The following is a 17,313-nucleotide window of genomic DNA, read 5'->3' on the forward strand; positions in this document are numbered from 1 at the left end:
CGAACGACGACCGAGGAATGCAATGGCAAATCAAACTGCCGCCATCACAGGCAGCGTCCGTGTTCCCGCGCCCGCCAATGAGCCTGCGCGTGACTACGCGCCCGGTTCCCCGGAGGCGGTTCGACTCCGCACTGAGATCGACCGGATCCGGGGACAGGCGCGTGAGCTCCCCCACGTGATCAACGGCGAGCGTTTCTTCGCGGGGCAGCAGGCAGCGGTGGTCTCACCACACGAGCACGCACGCGTCCTGGGCTACATCACGCCCGCGGAGGACAAGCAGGTGCAGGCCGCGATCGACGCCTCGCTCACCGCGCGCGAAGACTGGTCGAGGACCCCCTGGTGGGAGCGGACGGCGATCTTCCTGCGCGCGGCCGACCTGGTGACCGGCAAGTATCGCGACGAGTTGCTGGCCACCACCATGCTGGGCCAGTCCAAGACGTTCCACCAGGCGGAGATCGACGCGGCGTGCGAACTCGCGGACTTCTTCCGCTACAACGCCCACTGCGCCGCCGCGATCTACGACCAGCAACCCACCTCGGACCCGGGTCAGTGGAACATCATGGACCACCGGGGCCTGGAGGGATTCGTCCTGGCGATCACCCCGTTCAACTTCACGGCCATCGCCGGCAATCTCCCCTCCACACCCGCCCTGATGGGCAACACGGTGTTCTGGAAGCCCTCCGAGAAGTCGGCGCTGAGCAGCGATGTCGTCGTGCGGGTCTTCGAGGAGGCCGGCCTGCCGCCGGGCGTCATCAACCTCGTCCATGGCGACGGACGGTCCATCGCCTCCCAGGCCCTGGCCAGCGAGCACCTCGCGGGAGTCAGCTTCACCGGTTCCACCGCCGTCTTCCGCGACCTGTGGAAGACCACGGCCCAGCACATGGACACGTATCGCAGCTACCCCCGCCTGGTCGGCGAAACTGGCGGCAAGAATGCGGTCATCGCCCACAGTTCGGCGGATCCCGAGGCTCTCCTGGTAGCCCTCGTCCGCAGCGCGTTCGAGTACCAGGGCCAGAAGTGCTCCGCGGCCTCCCGCGCCTATGTCCCCCGAAGCCTGTGGCAGCAGCTCGAGGGACCGCTGACGGACACCGTCGCGAACCTGCGGGTCGGAGACGTCACCGAACACGAGACGTTCGTCGGCGCGGTGATCGACGCAACGTCCGCCAAGCGCCTGGAACAGGCCATCGACCGGGCCAAGAACCTCGACAGCCACCGCCTGCTGGTCGGCGGGAGCGTCCGCCGCGAGACCGGCTGGTTCGTCGATCCGACGGTGTTCGTCACCGACGACCCCACGGCCTTCACCATGTCACAGGAGTTCTTCGGCCCGCTTCTGACCATCCACGTCTACGACGACGGGGACTGGACGTCGATCCTCACCCTCGCCGACACCACCAGCCCCTACGCCCTGACCTGCTCCGTCTTCGCCACCGAGCGGACCGCCATCTCCGAAGCCCTCAGCGTTCTGCGCGATGCCGCGGGGATGACGTACGTCAACGACAAGCCGACCGGTGCGCTCATGGGCCGGCAGTCCTTCGGCGGTGGCCGGGCGTCGGGCACCAACGACAAGACCGGCTCCCCGCTCGCCCTCCAGCGCTGGGTCAGCGGGCGCTACATCAAGGAGAACATGAACCCCGACCTGGACTGGACCTACCCGTACATGAGCCAGGCAGGGCACTGAGGCAACGGGCCCCCGGCGCCACCAACAGCACATCTCGCAGGCTCCGACCCGGTTCACGCGCCGTTGCCCGGGCCGGATCGGTCTGCGGGGCGCGTCCCACCCTGAGCAGCGCTCCCCGCAGGCCGGAGCAGACCAAGCGCCGGGCATTTGGAAAAGGCCCGTGGCCCAGCACGATCGGCGTCCTCATGGTGCAGACCGTCCCCACCTCGTCCTCACCCCGACACAGGCATCCCCAGAGAAGCGACTACGTTCCCCACCTGCCGGAGAAGCCCCATGACGACGTCCCTGCACACGAATCCCCCTCCTCTCAGCGAAGGGGAGCCACCGCGCACCGATCCCGTGATCCGAGCAGCGGGGCTCACCAAGGTGTTCGACATCTCCGGCGACTCCGGATCCGGTGGCCTGCCCTGGCGCCGACGCTCACGGGACAAGAAGTTCCTCGCCGTCAACGACGTGTCCTTCGACGTCGCACCCGGCGAACTCTTCGTGATCATGGGGCTGTCGGGATCCGGTAAGTCCACTCTGCTGCGGCTGTTGAACCGGCTGATCCCGCCTACGTCGGGTGAGCTGCTCGTCGGCGGTCGCAGCGTGTCGACGATGGGCGATGCCGAACTGCGCGAACTGCGTAACAAGAAGATCAACATGGTGTTCCAGCACTTCGCCCTCTTCCCCCACCGCACGCTTCGGGAGAACGCTGCCTACGGCTTGCAGGTCCGCGGCGTCCCCGAGTCCGAGCGCAGGGAACGCGCGGAATGGGCGCTGACAACGGTCGGCCTGGGCGACCGGGCGGACGCCTATCCGTCGGAGCTGTCCGGCGGCCAGCGGCAGCGCGTCGGACTGGCCCGCGCGCTGGCCACCGACGCCGAGATCCTGCTCATGGACGAGCCGTTCAGCGCCCTCGACCCGCTGATCCGCCGGGAGATGCAGGATCTGCTGATGACCCTCCAGCAGGACCTGCGGCGCACGATCGTCTTCGTCACCCACGACCTCAACGAGGCGATGAGGCTGGGCGACCGGATCATGGTCATGCGTGGCGGGCGCGTCGTCCAGCTCGGCACCGGGGAGGAGATCCTCGCCCGTCCGGCGAACGACTACGTCTCGGAGTTCGTCTCCGATGTCGACCGGTCCCGGGTGATCACCGCCGGTTCGGTGATGCGCAGGCCGGTCATCACCGCCCAGTTGAACGAGAGCCCCGCCGAGGTGCTCCATCGCCTGGCCGACGTCGAGGCCGCCGGGGTGTACGGCCTGGACAGCGACGGGGTGATCCTCGGCGCCGCCGGCAACGACGCGCTCAGTGCGGCCGTCCGCAGCGGCAAGACCGCCGTCCGGGACTGTCTGACCGACGACTTCCATTTCGTCTCGGCGGACACCCCGCTCATGGACTGCTGCGAGCTGGTCAGCAGGCACTCCGTCCCCCTCGCTGTCACCGACGACGACGGCAGGCTCCTGGGCGTCGTACCCAAGGCGGCGCTTCTCTCGGCACTCTCCAACCCCCGGAAGGCCAGCCATGATTGACATCGACCTGGGCACTCCGGTCTTGGAAGCGATCGACTGGCTCACGGAAAACCTTGGACCAGTCTTCGACGGAATCTCGAGCGTGATGCTCGACCTCACCAACGCGGTGCTGACGGTCCTCACGGCTCCGCACGCGTACGTGGTGACAGGCGTGTTCACGCTGCTCGCGCTCTCCACTCGGAAATGGGGCTTCGCGGCGTTCACGCTGCTCGCCTTCCTGCTCATCCAGGGCATGGGCCTGTGGACACCTGCCATGGAATCCCTCGCCGTCGTCATCGTCGCGTCCGCCATCGCGGTCGGCATCGGCGTCCCCGTCGGAATCTGGGCGGCCCGCAGCGGCCGTGCCAGCGGCGTGGTGCGGCCGATGCTCGACTTCATGCAGACGCTGCCGGTATTCGTCTACCTCATTCCCGCGGTCTTCTTCTTCGGTGTCGGTGCCGTACCCGGAGTGGTGGCTACCACGGTCTTCGCCATCCCTCCGGCGGTCCGGCTCACCGAGCTTGGCATCCGGCAGGTCGACAAGGAGGTCGTCGAAGCGGCCCTCGCCTTCGGCGCCAAGCCCCGCCAGCTGCTCAGGGACGTCCAGTTGCCGATGGCCATGCCGTCCATCATGGCCGGCCTCAACCAGGTGATCATGCTGGCGCTGTCCATGGTGGTGATCGCGGGCATGGTCGGAGCAGGCGGACTCGGTTCCATCGTCGTCCGCGGCATCAGCACCCTCGACATCGGCGCCGGGTTCGAGGGCGGCCTCGCCGTGGTCATCCTCGCCATCTTCCTCGACCGCTTCACCTCCGCGTTCGCCGCACCCCGCCGCCGCGGGCGACTGCGCGCCTCACTCGCGGCACGTCGCAGCCAGACCGCCCGTCCCTCCGCACTGTCCAGCGCGTCCTAGCCCTAGGAGTCACCGACATGATCAGTTACCTCCACCCCAAGAACAGAGTGGCCGTCGCCGCCGGCAGCGCCGGACTCCTGCTGCTGCTCGCCGCGTGCAGCGGGGAGACCGCCAGTGTGGGGTCGGGCGACGACTCCGGATCCGATTCCAAGAGCGTGAGCTTCGCGGTCGTGGACGGATGGGACGAGAACGTCGCCACCACCTACCTGTGGAAGGAGATGCTGGAGACGGAGGGCTACCAGGTCAAGGTCCAGTCGCTCGACGTGGCCAGCACCTTCACGGCCGTCGCCAACGGGCAGGTCGATGTCTACACCGACGCCTGGCTGCCCACCACGCACCAGGCGTACTGGGAACGCTACGGCGACAAGCTCGAAAGGATCTCCACCTGGTACGGCACCGCCGAGAACAACCTCGCCGTCCCGGAGTACATGAAGGACGTCAACACCATCGAGGACCTCAAGAACAAGCAGGGGGAGTTCGACAACCGGATCGTCGGAATCGAGGCGGGGGCCGGGCTCATGAAGCTGACCCGCACCTCCGTCATGCCCGACTACGGCCTGAGCGACTACAAGCTCGTCGAGGGCAGCACCGCGGCCATGCTGTCGGAACTGGACTCCTCCATCAAGAAAGAGAAGCCCGTCGTGGTCACCTTGTGGAAGCCGCACTGGGCATTCACCAAGTACCCGATCAAGGCCCTCAAGGATCCGAAGGGCGCCTTCGGCCCGCCGGACAAGGCAGAGACGATCACCAGCAAGGAGTACGCCAAGAACCACCCGGAACTGGTCAAGTGGATGGGCAGATTCAAGCTCAGCACCGACCAACTGGGCAGCCTGGAGCTGATGATCCAGGAAAAGGGCAAGGGCAAGGAACAGGAAGCCGCCAAGGAGTGGATCGCGAAGAACAAGTCCCTCGTCGACTCTTGGACGAAGTAGGCGGGACCAGGACCGGTTCAGTGGCTCTCTCGCATCGCACCAGGGCGAGAGAGCCACTCCGGCTTGTCCGCCGCAGAACGGCATCCGCCCGCCGTTGTACTGGAGCGGATGGGGTCCACTGGTCCTGCCGGGACTTGTTGAACGTGCCGTAGTACCGGGCGGTGACCAAGTGCCGGGCGTTGTTCGGGTGAGCACGGGTCGCCCACTTGTAGGTGAGCTTCCACATGTAGTCGTCCAGCGCGGTGAAGACCTCGCCGGCGACCACGCTCCGGTAGTAGGCCAAACCTCTCGGGAACCTCGTACCCGCGACCGCCAAGAGGCGGTTGCCGCGCTGTGCGCGGTGCTCGCCATGGCGGCGGTGTCCGCGCCGGCACTGGCTCTGCTCGACGTGGGGCCCTTCGGATCGCTGTGGTCGTTGACGATGGCTGTGACGGCCATGGCCGTCGGCGGCTCGATCAGCGCGCCAATGCCCTCATCATGGCCGGCCGCGGTGAGGTCCGAGGATCAGGCCTTGTCTGGTTGGCTGCATGCCGCGATGGTTTCTCGCAGCCAGCGGTGGGCCGGATCGTTCACCCGCCGAACGTGCCACGCCTGCTGGTACGAAAACCGGGGAAGGTCCAAAGGCGGCTTGAACTTCCGCAGCGCCCTGTGCCTCTGCATCGGCCCCACTGCTCGGCCCGCAACCGTCAGGATCAGGTCGGTACCCTCGAGCAAATCGACCGCCGCACTCCAGTGAGGCAAGGTCACGGCGAGATGCCGCCGTAGCCCCCGCGCGGCCAGAGCCGTCTCGATCTCGTCGTTCGCGTCAGGGCGCAGGGCCAGCATGATGTGCGGCCGTTCCAGCCATTCCTCCAGCGACAGACCTCCCTTTTCAGGCAGTACGGCCTTGTCCGCCAGGCTGACGAACCCTTCCTGAAAGAGGTTCTGGACTTCGATGTCCTCGGGTACGTGGGGAAAGATGCCCAGCGCCAGGTCGAGTTCGCCGTCCGTGAGCTGCGCCATCATCGCCTCCCGGCTGGCCTGGCTGATCGCCAGATCAAGACCGGGGGCCTTGCTGCGAACCTGCCGCACGAGCGAGGGCAGCACGATGCGCGACGCGTAGTCCGACAGCGAGAGCCGGAACCGCCGGCGCGTGAGCGACGGGTCGAAGTCGGACGCCCGCAGCAATTCGGCCAGGCTGGTCAACGCGTCCTCCAGCGGCTCCACCAGTGCCTGGGCACGCGCCGTCAGGACCATGCGGCCGCCCTGCCGCACCAGCAGAGGATCACCGAACTGCGTCCGCAGCTGCGCCAGCGCGTGGCTGACAGCCGGCTGGCTCTTGTTCAGCCGCCCAGCGGCTCGCGTGACGTGCTTCTCGGCCAGCAAGGCATGCAGCGTCAGGAGCTGATTGAGGTCGATCCGGCCAAGTTCATCCACCCTGCGAATAATACGGATGCATGCAAAGCATTTCCATAAACGACGGTGATGAAGGAGGCTCGAAGAGCGGCGGCGCCGGCCCCACCGGGACGGCAGTGCCGGAGCGGCAGTGCCGCGCTCGATCACGTGCACCTCGCATCAAGGAAGGTCAGAAATGACGAAGGATGACCAGGGCCTGGAGCTCTCCTACTCCGACGGCCGGCCGGCCACGATCGGCGTGGGGGCCGTCAACCAGGTCCTGAGCACCGTGGGCGTCCACGCGAGCCAGGTCCCCGTTCCCTCCGAAGCTCAGCCGATCCTGGAGGCCTCCAGGATCCGGGCGTTGTCGGAAGCGGAGCAGGCGGAGCTGATCTCGCTGTTCAGCCTTGAGCGGGAGAAGCTCCTGGAGCACGTCGAACTGGCCGGCCGCACGCCCGAAGTCCATCGCGGCGGGTTCCTGAACCCCTCGGAGCACGAGGTTCCGCCGTATCCGAAGGTGTACGACATGAAGGCGATGGACACCGCCGCCCGGCACGCCGTCCAGGCGCGCTTCGGCCGGCTCCACGTCAACACCACCGATGACGGTGTCGGCATCGACGAGGTCATGACGGTGGTCTCCGGTGGCCCCATGACGTGGTTCTACCGGCTTCCCGACGGCGTGGTCGCCAAGCTGTCGGTGGGCGCCGTGGAAATCGGCGATCCCGCCTGGCGGATCAGCTATCCCGGCATCCGCCCGCACGGCGCCTTCCTGGACGCCGAGCACGGCCTGATCGTGGCGTTCGCCCACGGCCCCGAGAAGTTCGTCATGCGGTACGACGCCCCGAGCGCCGAGGGCGCGGAGGTGCTGGGGACGAACCCGTGGATCGACTTCGGCAGGGACGCGCCCCGGATGCTGGACCCGGTGTCCGCGAGCTGACCCGCGCAGGTGGGGGGGTGAGCATGCCGGCATGAGCCGCTCAGGCCCGCCCTCATCCCCCTCCCGCGTCCCACAGACCACCGGCACAGGAAGAGCCATGTCCACCATCCCCGAGGTGGCCGCCACGCGCGCGCCCTCCGCCGCGAGCGGATCCTCCCGTCGCGTCCCCATCCTCTGGCTGGCGTTGCTCACCACGCCGGTGGCAGCCGCCAACAACGCACCCGTCCTGATCCTCGGTGACATGAGCCGGTCGCTGGGGATCAGCACGGCCACCGCGTCGTGGCTGGTCACCGTGTTCGCGCTGGTTCTGGCTGTCGCGACGCCATTGATGGCGACGCTGTTGCGACGGCGCGGCACGCCCACCGCGCTGTGGGTCAGTGCCGCACTCGTGGCCGTCGGCACCGCCCTGGTGGTCGCATCCCCGTGGCTGCCGCTCACCCTCCTGGGGCGGGCCGGTCAGGCAGCGGGCGGCGCGTGCATGATGACCATCGCCATGAGCCTGGCCGCAACCGCCCGCCGCATGGGCGTGATCAGCGCCGGGTCCGGAATGCTCGGCGCGGTGGGGCCGTTGATCGGCGATCGCCTCTCCAGCGCGGTCTCCTGGCGGGCGGCGCTGTCCATCCTGGTGGTCACTCTCCTGGCCGTGCCCGCTGTCAGCCGCCACGCCACGCAGGCACCGCCGGCCGAGGGCCGTTTCGACGCCCGCGGTGCGGTGCTGCTGGCGGTGCTGTCCAGCGGCCTGGTCCTCCTCCCGTCGAACCCGCGGCCTGCCCTGGCCGTGGCGGCCGTCGCCGCCGCCCTCCTGGTCCTGCACGTTCGGAGCCGTCCGGAGGGCTATGTCCCCGCAGTGGCGCTGCGCTCCCGGTTGTTCCGCAGCTCCGTCGTGATCGCCTTCGTACTGTCGGTGGTGTACTTCACCCTGCTCTTCGCGATCCCACGGCTGATCACGGACCGGGCCGGCTGGACGACCGGCTCGGTGGCCGCGGGGCAGATGATCGCCATGATCACCGGGGCGGTCTTCACCCTCGCCTTCGCCGCCGCCTCCGCGCGCCTGGGCCGGACCACAGTGCGGGCGATCCTGCTCACGATCGGGGCATTCGCCGCGGCGGCGGCCGTCTTCGCCCACAGTGCGATCGTGCTGTTCGCGGCGATCGGACTGGCTGTCTTCAGCGCCACGGGCGCCAACGCCACCCAGTCCATGGCCGCCGCTTCTGCCGTCCCGGACCGTCAACGCCCCACCGGCATCGGCCTGTTCCAGCTCATCTACCTCACGGGCGGAGCCCTCGGCCCGGCCCTGGCGACGATTCTGGTCCTGAGCTGACCGCACGGCCACCGGTCAGCGTTCTTCGGGTGTCCGTCAGCGCCCAGTTGCCCACGATGAAATCACCAGGCGGTGCCGCACCGCCGTCTCGAAAGGAAGTCGCGCAATGTCGTACCCCGAGCCCAGCTACCTCGACGAAAAGGGTCAGGTCACCGCGCTGTTCCGGCCCGCCGCCCCGCAACCCGACACCAGCTTCGTCGGCGCCACGAGCATCGGCTACGTGGCGAACCAGGAGACCACCGGCGGTGAATTCGGGCTCTACAAGGTCGACATGGGCCCGAAGACCATCGGCGCCAAGGAACACTTCCACCGCACGATCTCCGAGTCCTTCTACGTCCTGTCCGGCGAGGTCCGGTTCTACAACGGCGAACGCTGGATCACAGGAGGCGAGGGAGACTTCCTCTACGTCCCCGCGGGCGGGCTGCACGCCTTCCAGAACGACAGCGACGACCCCGTATCCATGCTCATGATCTTCTCACCGGGAGCCCCCAGGGAGGAGTACTTCGAGAAGGCTGCGGAGTACGTGGGGCGCAGCCGCGAAGAGCTGAAAGCCTTCCGGGAGAAGCACGACAACTACTTCACCGACATGCTGGACTGATGTCCCCGTCCCACTCCCCTGTTGGCGGAGTGGGACTCCCGGACGTCATGCCACCGATTGAGTCGCTTGACGGGCAGCCCGGGTGCAGTCGGCCGGTGTGTACGGGGCCATCTCACGTCCGACGGCTACGAGCCCTCCGCCAGCCTCTCCCAGTGGTCGGCGAGCGCCTGCAGCGCGGCCATGAGAGGGGCGCGCTCCGTCTCGTCGAAGGACTCGAGGAGGATCTTGCCGAGCATCCGGGCACGATCGTTGGCCTCACGGAGGGCCTGGCTGCCCGCGTCGGTGAGGTGGAGCAGCTTGCGGCGGCCGTCGGCGGCATCGGGACGACGGGCGAGCAGGCCACGGATCTCCAGCCTGCGGGCCACGTCGGCCATGGTGGAGGTGTCCAGGGAGACGGCGGCGGCCATGGAGCGCTGGTCGCGCCCCGGGTTGGCTTCGACCGTCTGCAGGACCGCGAACTGGGGGCCGGTCAGCACCGGGTCCACCTCACGCGCCCACACCGCCAGATACGCCTGGTAGAGACGACGGACCTGATAGCCGGGGGCGGCGGTCAGGGCGGCGGGAATCTCCGGCATGGTGTCGGCGGGTGGGGTCTGGTCGGTCATGGGGCTACTTAGACCGTCCTTCAGCTCAACGAGGCCTACGGCGACGGCACCGCCAGTGCCTTCGTCGCCGACCTCGTCGTACCGGGGGCGTGCGACGAACTCGTCGAGCACGCCCATGACGTCCACGGCGGTCTCGACATCGTCGTCAACAACGCGGGGTATGCCTGGGACGGCGGCATCCACAACATGACCGACGACCAGTTCCAGGCCATGCTCGACATCCACCTGGTCGTCCCGTTCCGGCTGGCCAGAGCCACCGCACCGGTCTTCCGGGCAGCTGCCGAGGCCGACCACGCCGCGGGCCGGCTGCGTCACCGCAAGACGGTCATGGTCTCGTCGATGGCAGCCGCCTGGGGTCTGGCCGGCGCGGGCAACTACGCCGCGGCCAAAGCCGGCATGCTCGGTCTGATGCGGACCCTCGCCCAGGAGTGGGGCCGCTTCCACGTGAACGTCAACGCCGTCGCGTTCGGGATCATCCAGACGCGTTTCGCCCTGCCGAAGTCCGAGCACGAGGTCATCAGGACCGGTGGCCGCACCATTCACGTCGGTATGCCGGCCAAGCAGGCCCAACGTATGGGTGTGACGCTCGAACCCGGCCGGATCCCGACCGATGACGAGATCTACGCTGCCAAACCGATGTCGCAGATTTCGCTCGGCCGAACCGGAACGATCCGTGAGGCCGCCGACGCCATCTTCTGGCTCTGCTCCCCCATGTCGGACTACGTCACCGGGCAGACTATTGCCGTGAATGGCGGGGCGATCGGAGGGATGAGCTGAGGACGGACAGCACGCGAGACCTCATCGCGATTCCGGCGAACCGGCAATGTGCAAGATGATCACCTGCCAGCCATCAGGCCCACGACCGGAACCAGCACCTCACCCGCACCCACTCCATCCCTCTGACCGGCGAGTTCCGGTTGAACGACACTGACCGCTGCTTCGCAGCTGCGCTCTCGGCAATCTCGCACAGTGGCGACTCCCTGCTCCCGGGCCGCACCCCGCCCCGAAACCCCAGATGATCAGGCAAGATGTTCAGTGATCTTCTAGGGTCGGGCCTCACGCCCTGAACCTGATCGGCGGGTCGCGTCGGTGGATCGGGGTCAGCGCAGAACGCGGTCGGCGGTGAGGACGCGGGGCGTCTCGGCGAGCAGGGTGCGCAGCCGATGGCCGGGCAGTGGGGCGCCCGGGTCCTTGGGCGGAGTCTGCCCGTGTTCGCCGGAGTGGACCGCCTCGCTCACTGCTGCCCAGAAGGCTTTCGGTGTCGCGGGTGCGGCGAAGTAGGGCAGGACGTAGGGGGTGGTCTCCGGTTCGAAGCGCCAGCTCTCGTTCAAAGGCCCCGCGTCGACGGTGTCGAAGCCCAGCTGGTCGATCAGGGCGGCGGCGCTCGCCTTCGCCTCGGGGTCGTCGCCGGCGATCGGCAGGGCGGTACGGTCGGCGGCTCCCGCGGGCCGGGCGAGCGCTGGGATGTGCAGGTCGCCGATGTTGTTGAACGCTTTGACGAGCTTCGCGCCGGTCAGGTGCTGCTGGACGAGTTCGCTCGTGGTGGTCCGGCCCGAGTCCAGCACTTCGACGTTTCCGTCGCGGAAGGGGTAGTAGTTGATCGTGTCGAGCACGACCTTGCCTGCCAGTGCTGTGGCCGGTAGCTGTCGGTAGGCGCTGAGCGGGATGCTCACCACCACCCAGTCGCCCGCTCGGGCCGCCTCCCCGGGCGTCGCGGCCCGGGCGCGCTCACCGAGTTCCGCGACGGTTTGGGCCAGGCTCTGGGGCCCGCGGGAATTGGACAGGACGACGTCCATGCCCGCCGCGATCGCGAGCCGGGCGAGCGCTGTGCCGATGCTGCCGCTGCCGATGAAGCCAAGGGTTGCCATGAAAGGAGGTCTCCTCATCTGACGGACCTGGGGTCCGCCGGGGCGGTGCTGTCCGAGAGCCGGGCTCGCTCAGAAGCAGGCATGTGGAGGTCGGGGCCTCTCATGCCGCCGAACCGGAGCGGTAGCTCCTCTTCAAAGTAGCACGACCGGAGCAAGCGCTCCGGAAAGGCTGGGGGGCTGTACTCTGAGTGCTGTGACCCCCGCCGATCAGCCCGTGTTCAGACAGTCCCCTGCCAAGCGGGCCCGTCGCGCGGACGCCGAGCGCAACCGGGCCGCGATCATCGAGGCGGCCGGTGCGGTCTTCGCCGAACAGGGCGGAACCGTCGATGTTCGTGAGATCGCGCGGCGCAGCGGCGTCGGTATGGGCACGCTCTACCGGCACTTCCCGGCCAAGGAGGACCTGCTCGCCACCGTCCTGGAGCAGGAAGTCGCCTCCTGGCTCACCGCCGCCCACCAGGCGGCGGCCGCGACCGAGGAGCCGTGGCAGGCGCTGACCGTCTTCTTCGAACAAGCCCTCGACATCCTGGCTCGCAACCGCGCCCTTGTGGAGAGCTACGCCGCCGCGGGTCCGCCCGCGTGCGCCCCGCGCCGCGACGCCGTCATGGATGAACTGCGCATCCGCTGCGTGAATGCCGGTCTCCTACGCGGCGGCGTCACCACCGCTGACCTGGTTCTGCTCCTCACTTCCCTGAGTCAGGTCGTCCAGGCGGCCGACGACGGCCACCCCGGCCAGTGGCATCGTCTCCTGCGCATCTCCCTGGACGGCCTCAGCAGCCGCCACACCGAACCGCTGCCCGAGCCGACGCTCCATGCGGACGCACCCGGGAACGACTGACCGGCCAACCTTTACGGCGAGCGCCGGAAGCAGGCGGTGACCATTGCTGCTCCCCGATTGGCCGGCATGGGAACTCCTTCGTCAGGTGCTGGGTAGCCACGCGGTTCACAGTCCGGTTCTGTTGTGGGGGCGTCGGTTCCTGTGGTGACACCGCTCGGAGAAATGCCGCCGACAGGTCGCCCGCTGACCGGATGATCGAGCAGCACGGGCTCCCTCTCCCCCACGGGCATGCGCGTTCTGGCGGAACACCGCGATAGGCGCGAACTCCCCCGTCCGATCTCCATCGGCGCTGGTACAGCCGCCGATGCCACACATGAGCATCCCGCGGCCACGATCCAGCCAACCTTCGAACCCGCGGCGATGTGACCACAAATTCTGCGGTGCCGAATGTCCGGATCGCGGCGCAGGCGCGGCCTTCGGCTCGAATGCACTCATAGCTCTCGTCGTCGGTGAAGCCACCTTGACGGATTGGTGAGGGTCTTCTGGCCATGGTCACAGATAACTGCAATGAGCCTCGCAGTTATCTGTAGCGTCGGGAACGTCTCACACGATCACGGGATGGGTGGACAGACGATGGCGGAAGCACTGGAGTTGCCGCTGCAGATGCGGCGGGACGGGTTTGACCCGGCTGAGGAGTTGGCGCGGGCGCGTGATGACGACGGCGTGGTGCGGGTGATGACGCCGTTCGGCTGGGAGGCGTACCTGGTGTGCCGTTTCGAGGACGTTCGTGAGGTGCTGTCGGATCATGTCCGGTTCAGCAGTGCCCGCACGCCGTTCCCCGGAACAGAGGAGATGAGCGAGGACGAGCGGGCGAAGGTGCGGGCGGGAGGGCTGGTCGGGTTCGATCCGCCGGAGCACACGCGGTTGCGGCGGATGCTGACCCCGGAGTTCACGGTGCGGCGAATGCGTCGACTGGAGCCGCGGATCGTGGAGATCGTCGAAGCGGCACTGGATGATCTTCAGGCAGCGGGGAAGCCGGCCGATCTGGTGTCGCACTTCGCGCTGCCGGTGCCGTCGCTGGTGATCTGCGAGTTGCTGGGGGTCCCCTACGCCGACCGCGCGACGTTCCAGGATTTTTCCGCGCGCCAGTTGGATGTCTCGTTGCCGGCGCAGGAGCGGGCCGCGGCGCAGCGGGAGAACCGGGCCTACATGGCGGACCTGGTGGCTCGCGCGCAGGCCGCTCCCGGGGAGGACATGCTGGGGATGCTCGTGCGCGAGCACGGCGACGATCTCAGCACCGACGAACTGATCGGCATCGCGGGCCTGCTGCTGCTGGCCGGGCACGAGACGACCGCGAACATGCTGGCTCTGGGCACTCTGGCCCTGCTACGGCATCCGGACCAGTTGGCCCTGATCCGCGACGATCCAGCGCGGGTCGATCCGGCCGTGGAGGAGTTGCTGCGGTGGCTGTCGATCGTGGTCTCGCTGCCGCCGCGCACCACCACGACCGAGGTGGAGATCGCCGGGCACACCATCCCGGAGGGCTCGCTGGTGGTCCCCTCGCTGCCCGCCGCCAACCGTGACGCCGCCTTTATCGACCATCCCGACGCCCTGGACGTCACCCGGGGAGCGCTTGGTCATGTCGCCTTCGGCCATGGCATCCACCACTGTCTCGGGGCACCACTGGCCCGGCTGGAAATGCGCATCGCCTTCCCTGCCCTGCTCAAGCGCTTCCCGAAGATCGCGTTGGCCGATCCCGACGAGCCGGGCGACTTCCGCGTCTTCAGCTCCGTCTACGGCGTGCACTCGCTACGCGTGACCTGGTGACGGGCACCATGGCGCCGCGTGAACGGGCACTGCGTGCCGATGCCGCCCGTAACTACGAGCGGATCGTCGATGTCGCGGTCGGCGCGTTCGAGGAGATCGGTCCTGAGGTGACGCTGGAGGAGATCGCCGCTCGAGCGGGGGTCAACGTGGCAACCGTCTACCGGCACTTCCGCTCGCGCGGCCAACTCGTCCAGGCCGTGTTCGACCATGTCGTCGGCACCGAGATCGAACCCATGACCAAGGTGCACACCGGTGATCCGTGGCGCGATCTGGTGAGTGTGCTGGAGGCCGTCACCGAGGTGCTCGCCGGCCGGCGAGTCATTGTCTCCCTCGGCAGCGAGTTCGAGGCGTTCGCAGCCGAAGGCGCTCACCGCTTCCTGCGCGCCATCGAGCCGGTGCTCCGCCGGGCCATCGACGCGGGCGTGGTGCGGCCGGAGCTTCAGGCCCCGGATCTGGCCGCGGTCATCGCCATGAACCTGGCCACGGTGTATCCCGGGGATCCCGAAGGTGCGAACCGCAGAAGGTACCTCGCCTTGCTCGTCGACGGGCTCCGCCCCGCACCAGAGGCCCTGCCCCCTCTGTCACCACACGAGTCTTCCCCCTCTTCCGCTGCCCACCGGCAGTGACTACAAATCGAAGGATTGGACCCATGGAGTACACCCAATTGGGCCGTAGCGGCCTGTCGGTCTCCCGGCTCGTGCTGGGCACAGGGAACTTCGGGCCGGAAACGTCCGAAGAGGACAGTCACGCGATCATGGACCGGGCGCACGAGCACGGCATCAACTTCTTCGACACCGCCAACCTCTACGGCGTGAAGGTGGACCTCTCGGGCGAGAGGGGCCTCACCGAACAGATCATCGGCCGGTGGTTCGCCACCGGCGGCGGACGCCGCGAGAAGACGGTGCTGGGCACCAAGCTCTACTACCCGATGGGTACCTGGCCCAACGAGGGCTACCTGTCCGCGCTGAACATCCGCCGCGCCTGCGATGCCTCACTCAAGCGGCTGCGGACCGACTACATCGACCTGTACCAGATGCACAGCATCGACCGGAACACACCGTGGGAGGAGATCTGGGAGGCGTTCACAGTTCTGCGCCAGCAAGGGAAAGTGCTCTACTTCGGCTCGTCGAACTTCGCCGGCTGGCACATCGCCCAGGCTCAGGAAGCGGCCCGGTCGCGGCATTTCCTGGGTTTGGTGAGTGAGCAGTCGCTCTACAACCTGCTGTCCCGCTGGATCGAACTGGAGGTACTGCCCGCCGCGCGCCACTACGGGCTGGGTGTGATCCCGTTCTCGCCGCTGTACGGCGGACTGCTCGGCGGAGTCCTCCGCAAACAACGGGAGGGCACCGCTGCCCGCAGCACCTCGGGATTCACGGCCGCCGTGCTCGCCCGGCACCGGGACAGCATCGAGGCATACGAGAAGCTGTGCGCCGACCTCGGCGAGGACCCGGCTCACATCGGGCTGGCGTGGCTGCTCAGTCGGGAAGGCGTGACCGCCCCGATCATCGGACCCCGCACCGTCGAGCACCTCGACAGTTCACTGCGCGCGCTGGACGTCACGCTCGACGACGACACACTCGCCAAGCTCGACAACCTGTTCCCGCCACCCTGGCCGAACGGGGGCCAGTCCGCCCCAGAGGCTTACATAGGGTAAGAACACCCCGGTGAGCAGCACATTCCGCCCCTGGCCTGCCGCACGGGATCGAGACTCCCTCCTCGGCAGCGAACGGGCGCTCCGCCCTGTCCCACAGTCCGACACCTTCTCCGACAGGTGGCGCGGAGGCGCTTCAGCGCGAGCCGGCGGGCAAAAAGGCACAGCAGCCCGGCCCAGGTGGACTGGTGGGTGTGAACCGCTTCGGCGACAGCTCTGCCGTGGGGCATCAGCGTCATCGCGTCCACACCTCCATGTGCTGGCACGCCGGCCGTCGCGCGGCGGTGCGTCGAGCGACGCCTGGGCGGAGCTGCTCCAACCCGGAAGTGGAGCCGTCTACAGCACCGGACGTGCCCCACCGGCGGGCGGCGACACGATCCGGGCGCCACCAGCAGCGAACTCCTCGTCCCCGATGAGGACGTCCAGATCCTCCGCGGCTTCCGGACGGCGGCCGACGCCGGGGCGCTCCTCACGAGTGACCAGTCCGTCAGTCCGCCGTCTGCACCGGCCCCGCCGTCACCTTCCGCAGGAGCGGCCTGCTGCCGGTGATCGCGGCGAGCATGGCCAGCGCGCCGACGGCAACGCAGAGCACCAGTTGGACGGTGCCGGAAGTGTTGATGGTGGTGCCGGCTGCCTCGTTGAGCTGCATGGCGCCGAAGACACCCATCGCGGTGGTGCCGCCGGCCAGGACGGCCAGCGGGATGACGGTCTCGCGGATCCGGGCCCGGTTGAGGACGTCCAACGGGGTGCCGGCCAGCCGCAGCAGGGCATACGTCCGGCACCGGTCGAGGACGTTGGCGGCGGCGGTGAGTCCGGCGGAAGCGGCGGCGACGAGGAAGCTCAGCACCAGGGTGGCGGTGCTGACGGTGGCGACGCGGGCCGTGGCCGTGTCGTCCGGCGCGGACACGTATTCCTGTGTGATCGGGTACCTGCCCGACCCGAGGGGCGTCAGGGCCGTGATGGCCGTGTCGACGTGTTCCTCCCCGCCGGAGACCTGGATGGTCACCCCGGGCACACCGCCGAGCAGGCTGTCTTAATCGTCCTCGCTCGTGACGGCGACGGTCGCCGTGACGCCCGCCTTGTGCAGGAGCACGCGGGCCTCGGCTGCGGTGTGCCGGGCGTCGGAGGCGTTCGCGGTGATCACCGCCACCTGACCCTCGTAGCGCGGGCCTTCGGAGCCCAGCGTGCTGACCGAGAAGAACCCGGCCACGAACCCGGCGAGCACGAGGCCGCTGACGGTGCGCCAGGCTGCGCCCGCCTCGGCCGAACGGCCGGCTTCAGAGGCCGGTCCCCTCGGCCGTTCGGTCGATCCCGCCGCCGGAACTTCGGCCTACGGTGAC

Annotated in this window: 16 protein-coding genes and 2 pseudogenes; 12 read left to right on the plus strand and 6 right to left on the minus strand. The window is 68.3% G+C overall.

Annotated elements, in window-relative coordinates; translation table 11 throughout:
- Window positions 1–22: 22 nt before the first annotated feature.
- The 4 genes from pruA to AB0959_RS05425 all read left to right on the plus strand — a co-directional run bounded on the left by pruA (window position 23) and on the right by AB0959_RS05425 (window position 5,017).
- On the plus strand, window positions 23–1,678 hold the full coding sequence (gene pruA / locus AB0959_RS05410; protein ID WP_366824954.1) for an L-glutamate gamma-semialdehyde dehydrogenase: 1,656 nt from the start codon (window positions 23–25) through the stop codon (window positions 1,676–1,678).
- A 273-nt stretch (window positions 1,679–1,951) separates the two neighbouring features.
- Entirely contained in the window at window positions 1,952–3,193 is a 1,242-nt protein-coding gene (locus AB0959_RS05415) for a glycine betaine/L-proline ABC transporter ATP-binding protein (protein ID WP_366824955.1), read from the plus strand.
- Window positions 3,186–4,085: a proline/glycine betaine ABC transporter permease gene (locus tag AB0959_RS05420; protein ID WP_366824956.1), complete on the plus strand. Its 900-nt coding sequence runs from the start codon at window positions 3,186–3,188 to the stop codon at window positions 4,083–4,085. Before AB0959_RS05415 ends, AB0959_RS05420 begins: the two co-directional genes overlap by 8 nt.
- A gap of 17 nt (window positions 4,086–4,102) precedes the next feature.
- Window positions 4,103–5,017, plus strand: coding sequence for a glycine betaine ABC transporter substrate-binding protein (locus AB0959_RS05425; protein ID WP_366824957.1), 915 nt, complete (start codon window positions 4,103–4,105; stop codon window positions 5,015–5,017).
- 160 nt (window positions 5,018–5,177) lie between these two features.
- Here AB0959_RS05425 and AB0959_RS05430 read toward each other — a convergent pair.
- A pseudogene (locus AB0959_RS05430) lies at window positions 5,178–5,333 on the minus strand (group II intron maturase-specific domain-containing protein); the annotation flags it as partial.
- Window positions 5,334–5,521: 188 nt separating this feature from the next.
- Complete coding sequence (locus AB0959_RS05435; RefSeq protein WP_366824958.1) at window positions 5,522–6,433, minus strand: LysR family transcriptional regulator; 912 nt, start codon at window positions 6,431–6,433, stop codon at window positions 5,522–5,524.
- A 154-nt stretch (window positions 6,434–6,587) separates the two neighbouring features.
- On the opposite strand from AB0959_RS05435, the gene AB0959_RS05440 reads away from it, so the two are divergent.
- The 3 genes from AB0959_RS05440 to AB0959_RS05450 all read left to right on the plus strand — a co-directional run bounded on the left by AB0959_RS05440 (window position 6,588) and on the right by AB0959_RS05450 (window position 9,247).
- Window positions 6,588–7,328 carry a hypothetical protein gene (locus AB0959_RS05440; RefSeq protein WP_366824959.1) on the plus strand — a complete coding sequence of 247 codons (741 nt, stop codon included), beginning with the start codon at window positions 6,588–6,590 and terminating at the stop codon, window positions 7,326–7,328.
- A gap of 97 nt (window positions 7,329–7,425) precedes the next feature.
- Window positions 7,426–8,649, plus strand: a complete 1,224-nt coding sequence (locus AB0959_RS05445; RefSeq protein WP_366824960.1) for an MFS transporter — start codon at window positions 7,426–7,428, stop codon at window positions 8,647–8,649.
- 106 nt (window positions 8,650–8,755) lie between these two features.
- On the plus strand, window positions 8,756–9,247 hold the full coding sequence (locus AB0959_RS05450) for a cupin domain-containing protein (protein WP_366824961.1): 492 nt from the start codon (window positions 8,756–8,758) through the stop codon (window positions 9,245–9,247).
- Window positions 9,248–9,372: 125 nt separating this feature from the next.
- On the opposite strand, the gene AB0959_RS05455 is transcribed toward AB0959_RS05450, so the two are convergent.
- Window positions 9,373–9,852, minus strand: a complete 480-nt coding sequence (locus AB0959_RS05455; protein WP_366825219.1) for a MarR family winged helix-turn-helix transcriptional regulator — start codon at window positions 9,850–9,852, stop codon at window positions 9,373–9,375.
- Window positions 9,853–9,936: 84 nt separating this feature from the next.
- Here AB0959_RS05455 and AB0959_RS05460 point away from each other — a divergent pair.
- Window positions 9,937–10,629: pseudogene (locus AB0959_RS05460) on the plus strand (SDR family oxidoreductase); the annotation flags it as partial.
- Window positions 10,630–10,952: 323 nt separating this feature from the next.
- Here the strand turns inward: AB0959_RS05460 and AB0959_RS05465 are convergent.
- A complete protein-coding gene (locus AB0959_RS05465) occupies window positions 10,953–11,720 on the minus strand; it encodes an NADPH-dependent F420 reductase (protein WP_366824962.1) in 768 nt (255 codons plus the stop codon).
- Window positions 11,721–11,913: 193 nt separating this feature from the next.
- Here AB0959_RS05465 and AB0959_RS05470 point away from each other — a divergent pair, with 193 nt between their 5' ends.
- The 4 genes from AB0959_RS05470 to AB0959_RS05485 all read left to right on the plus strand — a co-directional run bounded on the left by AB0959_RS05470 (window position 11,914) and on the right by AB0959_RS05485 (window position 15,976).
- Window positions 11,914–12,555 (plus strand): TetR/AcrR family transcriptional regulator, encoded by a 642-nt coding sequence (locus tag AB0959_RS05470; RefSeq protein WP_366824963.1) that lies wholly within the window; start codon window positions 11,914–11,916, stop codon window positions 12,553–12,555.
- A 558-nt stretch (window positions 12,556–13,113) separates the two neighbouring features.
- Window positions 13,114–14,322 (plus strand): cytochrome P450, encoded by a 1,209-nt coding sequence (locus AB0959_RS05475; RefSeq protein ID WP_366824964.1) that lies wholly within the window; start codon window positions 13,114–13,116, stop codon window positions 14,320–14,322.
- A complete protein-coding gene (locus AB0959_RS05480) occupies window positions 14,319–14,948 on the plus strand; it encodes a TetR/AcrR family transcriptional regulator (protein ID WP_366824965.1) in 630 nt (209 codons plus the stop codon). The genes AB0959_RS05475 and AB0959_RS05480 overlap by 4 nt, the downstream gene beginning before the upstream one ends.
- Window positions 14,949–14,971: 23 nt before the next feature.
- Window positions 14,972–15,976 (plus strand): aldo/keto reductase, encoded by a 1,005-nt coding sequence (locus AB0959_RS05485; protein WP_366824966.1) that lies wholly within the window; start codon window positions 14,972–14,974, stop codon window positions 15,974–15,976.
- 484 nt (window positions 15,977–16,460) lie between these two features.
- On the opposite strand, the gene AB0959_RS05490 is transcribed toward AB0959_RS05485, so the two are convergent.
- Together AB0959_RS05490 and AB0959_RS05495 are read right to left on the minus strand one after the other, a co-directional pair.
- Complete coding sequence (locus tag AB0959_RS05490) at window positions 16,461–16,979, minus strand: hypothetical protein (RefSeq protein WP_366824967.1); 519 nt, start codon at window positions 16,977–16,979, stop codon at window positions 16,461–16,463.
- Window positions 16,980–17,006: 27 nt separating this feature from the next.
- Window positions 17,007–17,198 (minus strand): hypothetical protein, encoded by a 192-nt coding sequence (locus AB0959_RS05495; RefSeq protein ID WP_366824968.1) that lies wholly within the window; start codon window positions 17,196–17,198, stop codon window positions 17,007–17,009.
- Window positions 17,199–17,313: the final 115 nt, after the last annotated feature.

The sequence above is a fragment of the Streptomyces sp. NPDC046862 genome (assembly GCF_040704615.1).
Lineage (GTDB): Bacteria > Actinomycetota > Actinomycetes > Streptomycetales > Streptomycetaceae > Streptomyces.

What these genes read in the sequence shown, in the direction of transcription:
- pruA (WP_366824954.1), top strand. Translation starts at nt 23, where the DNA reads ATGGCAAATCAAACTGCCGCCATCACAGGCAGCGTCCGTGTTCCCGCG.
- AB0959_RS05415 (WP_366824955.1), top strand. Translation starts at nt 1,952, where the DNA reads ATGACGACGTCCCTGCACACGAATCCCCCTCCTCTCAGCGAAGGGGAG.
- AB0959_RS05420 (WP_366824956.1), top strand. Translation starts at nt 3,186, where the DNA reads ATGATTGACATCGACCTGGGCACTCCGGTCTTGGAAGCGATCGACTGG.
- AB0959_RS05425 (WP_366824957.1), top strand. Translation starts at nt 4,103, where the DNA reads ATGATCAGTTACCTCCACCCCAAGAACAGAGTGGCCGTCGCCGCCGGC.
- AB0959_RS05440 (WP_366824959.1), top strand. Translation starts at nt 6,588, where the DNA reads ATGACGAAGGATGACCAGGGCCTGGAGCTCTCCTACTCCGACGGCCGG.
- AB0959_RS05445 (WP_366824960.1), top strand. Translation starts at nt 7,426, where the DNA reads ATGTCCACCATCCCCGAGGTGGCCGCCACGCGCGCGCCCTCCGCCGCG.
- AB0959_RS05450 (WP_366824961.1), top strand. Translation starts at nt 8,756, where the DNA reads ATGTCGTACCCCGAGCCCAGCTACCTCGACGAAAAGGGTCAGGTCACC.
- AB0959_RS05455 (WP_366825219.1), bottom strand. Translation starts at nt 9,852, where the DNA reads ATGACCGACCAGACCCCACCCGCCGACACCATGCCGGAGATTCCCGCC.
- AB0959_RS05465 (WP_366824962.1), bottom strand. Translation starts at nt 11,720, where the DNA reads ATGGCAACCCTTGGCTTCATCGGCAGCGGCAGCATCGGCACAGCGCTC.
- AB0959_RS05475 (WP_366824964.1), top strand. Translation starts at nt 13,114, where the DNA reads ATGGGTGGACAGACGATGGCGGAAGCACTGGAGTTGCCGCTGCAGATG.
- AB0959_RS05485 (WP_366824966.1), top strand. Translation starts at nt 14,972, where the DNA reads ATGGAGTACACCCAATTGGGCCGTAGCGGCCTGTCGGTCTCCCGGCTC.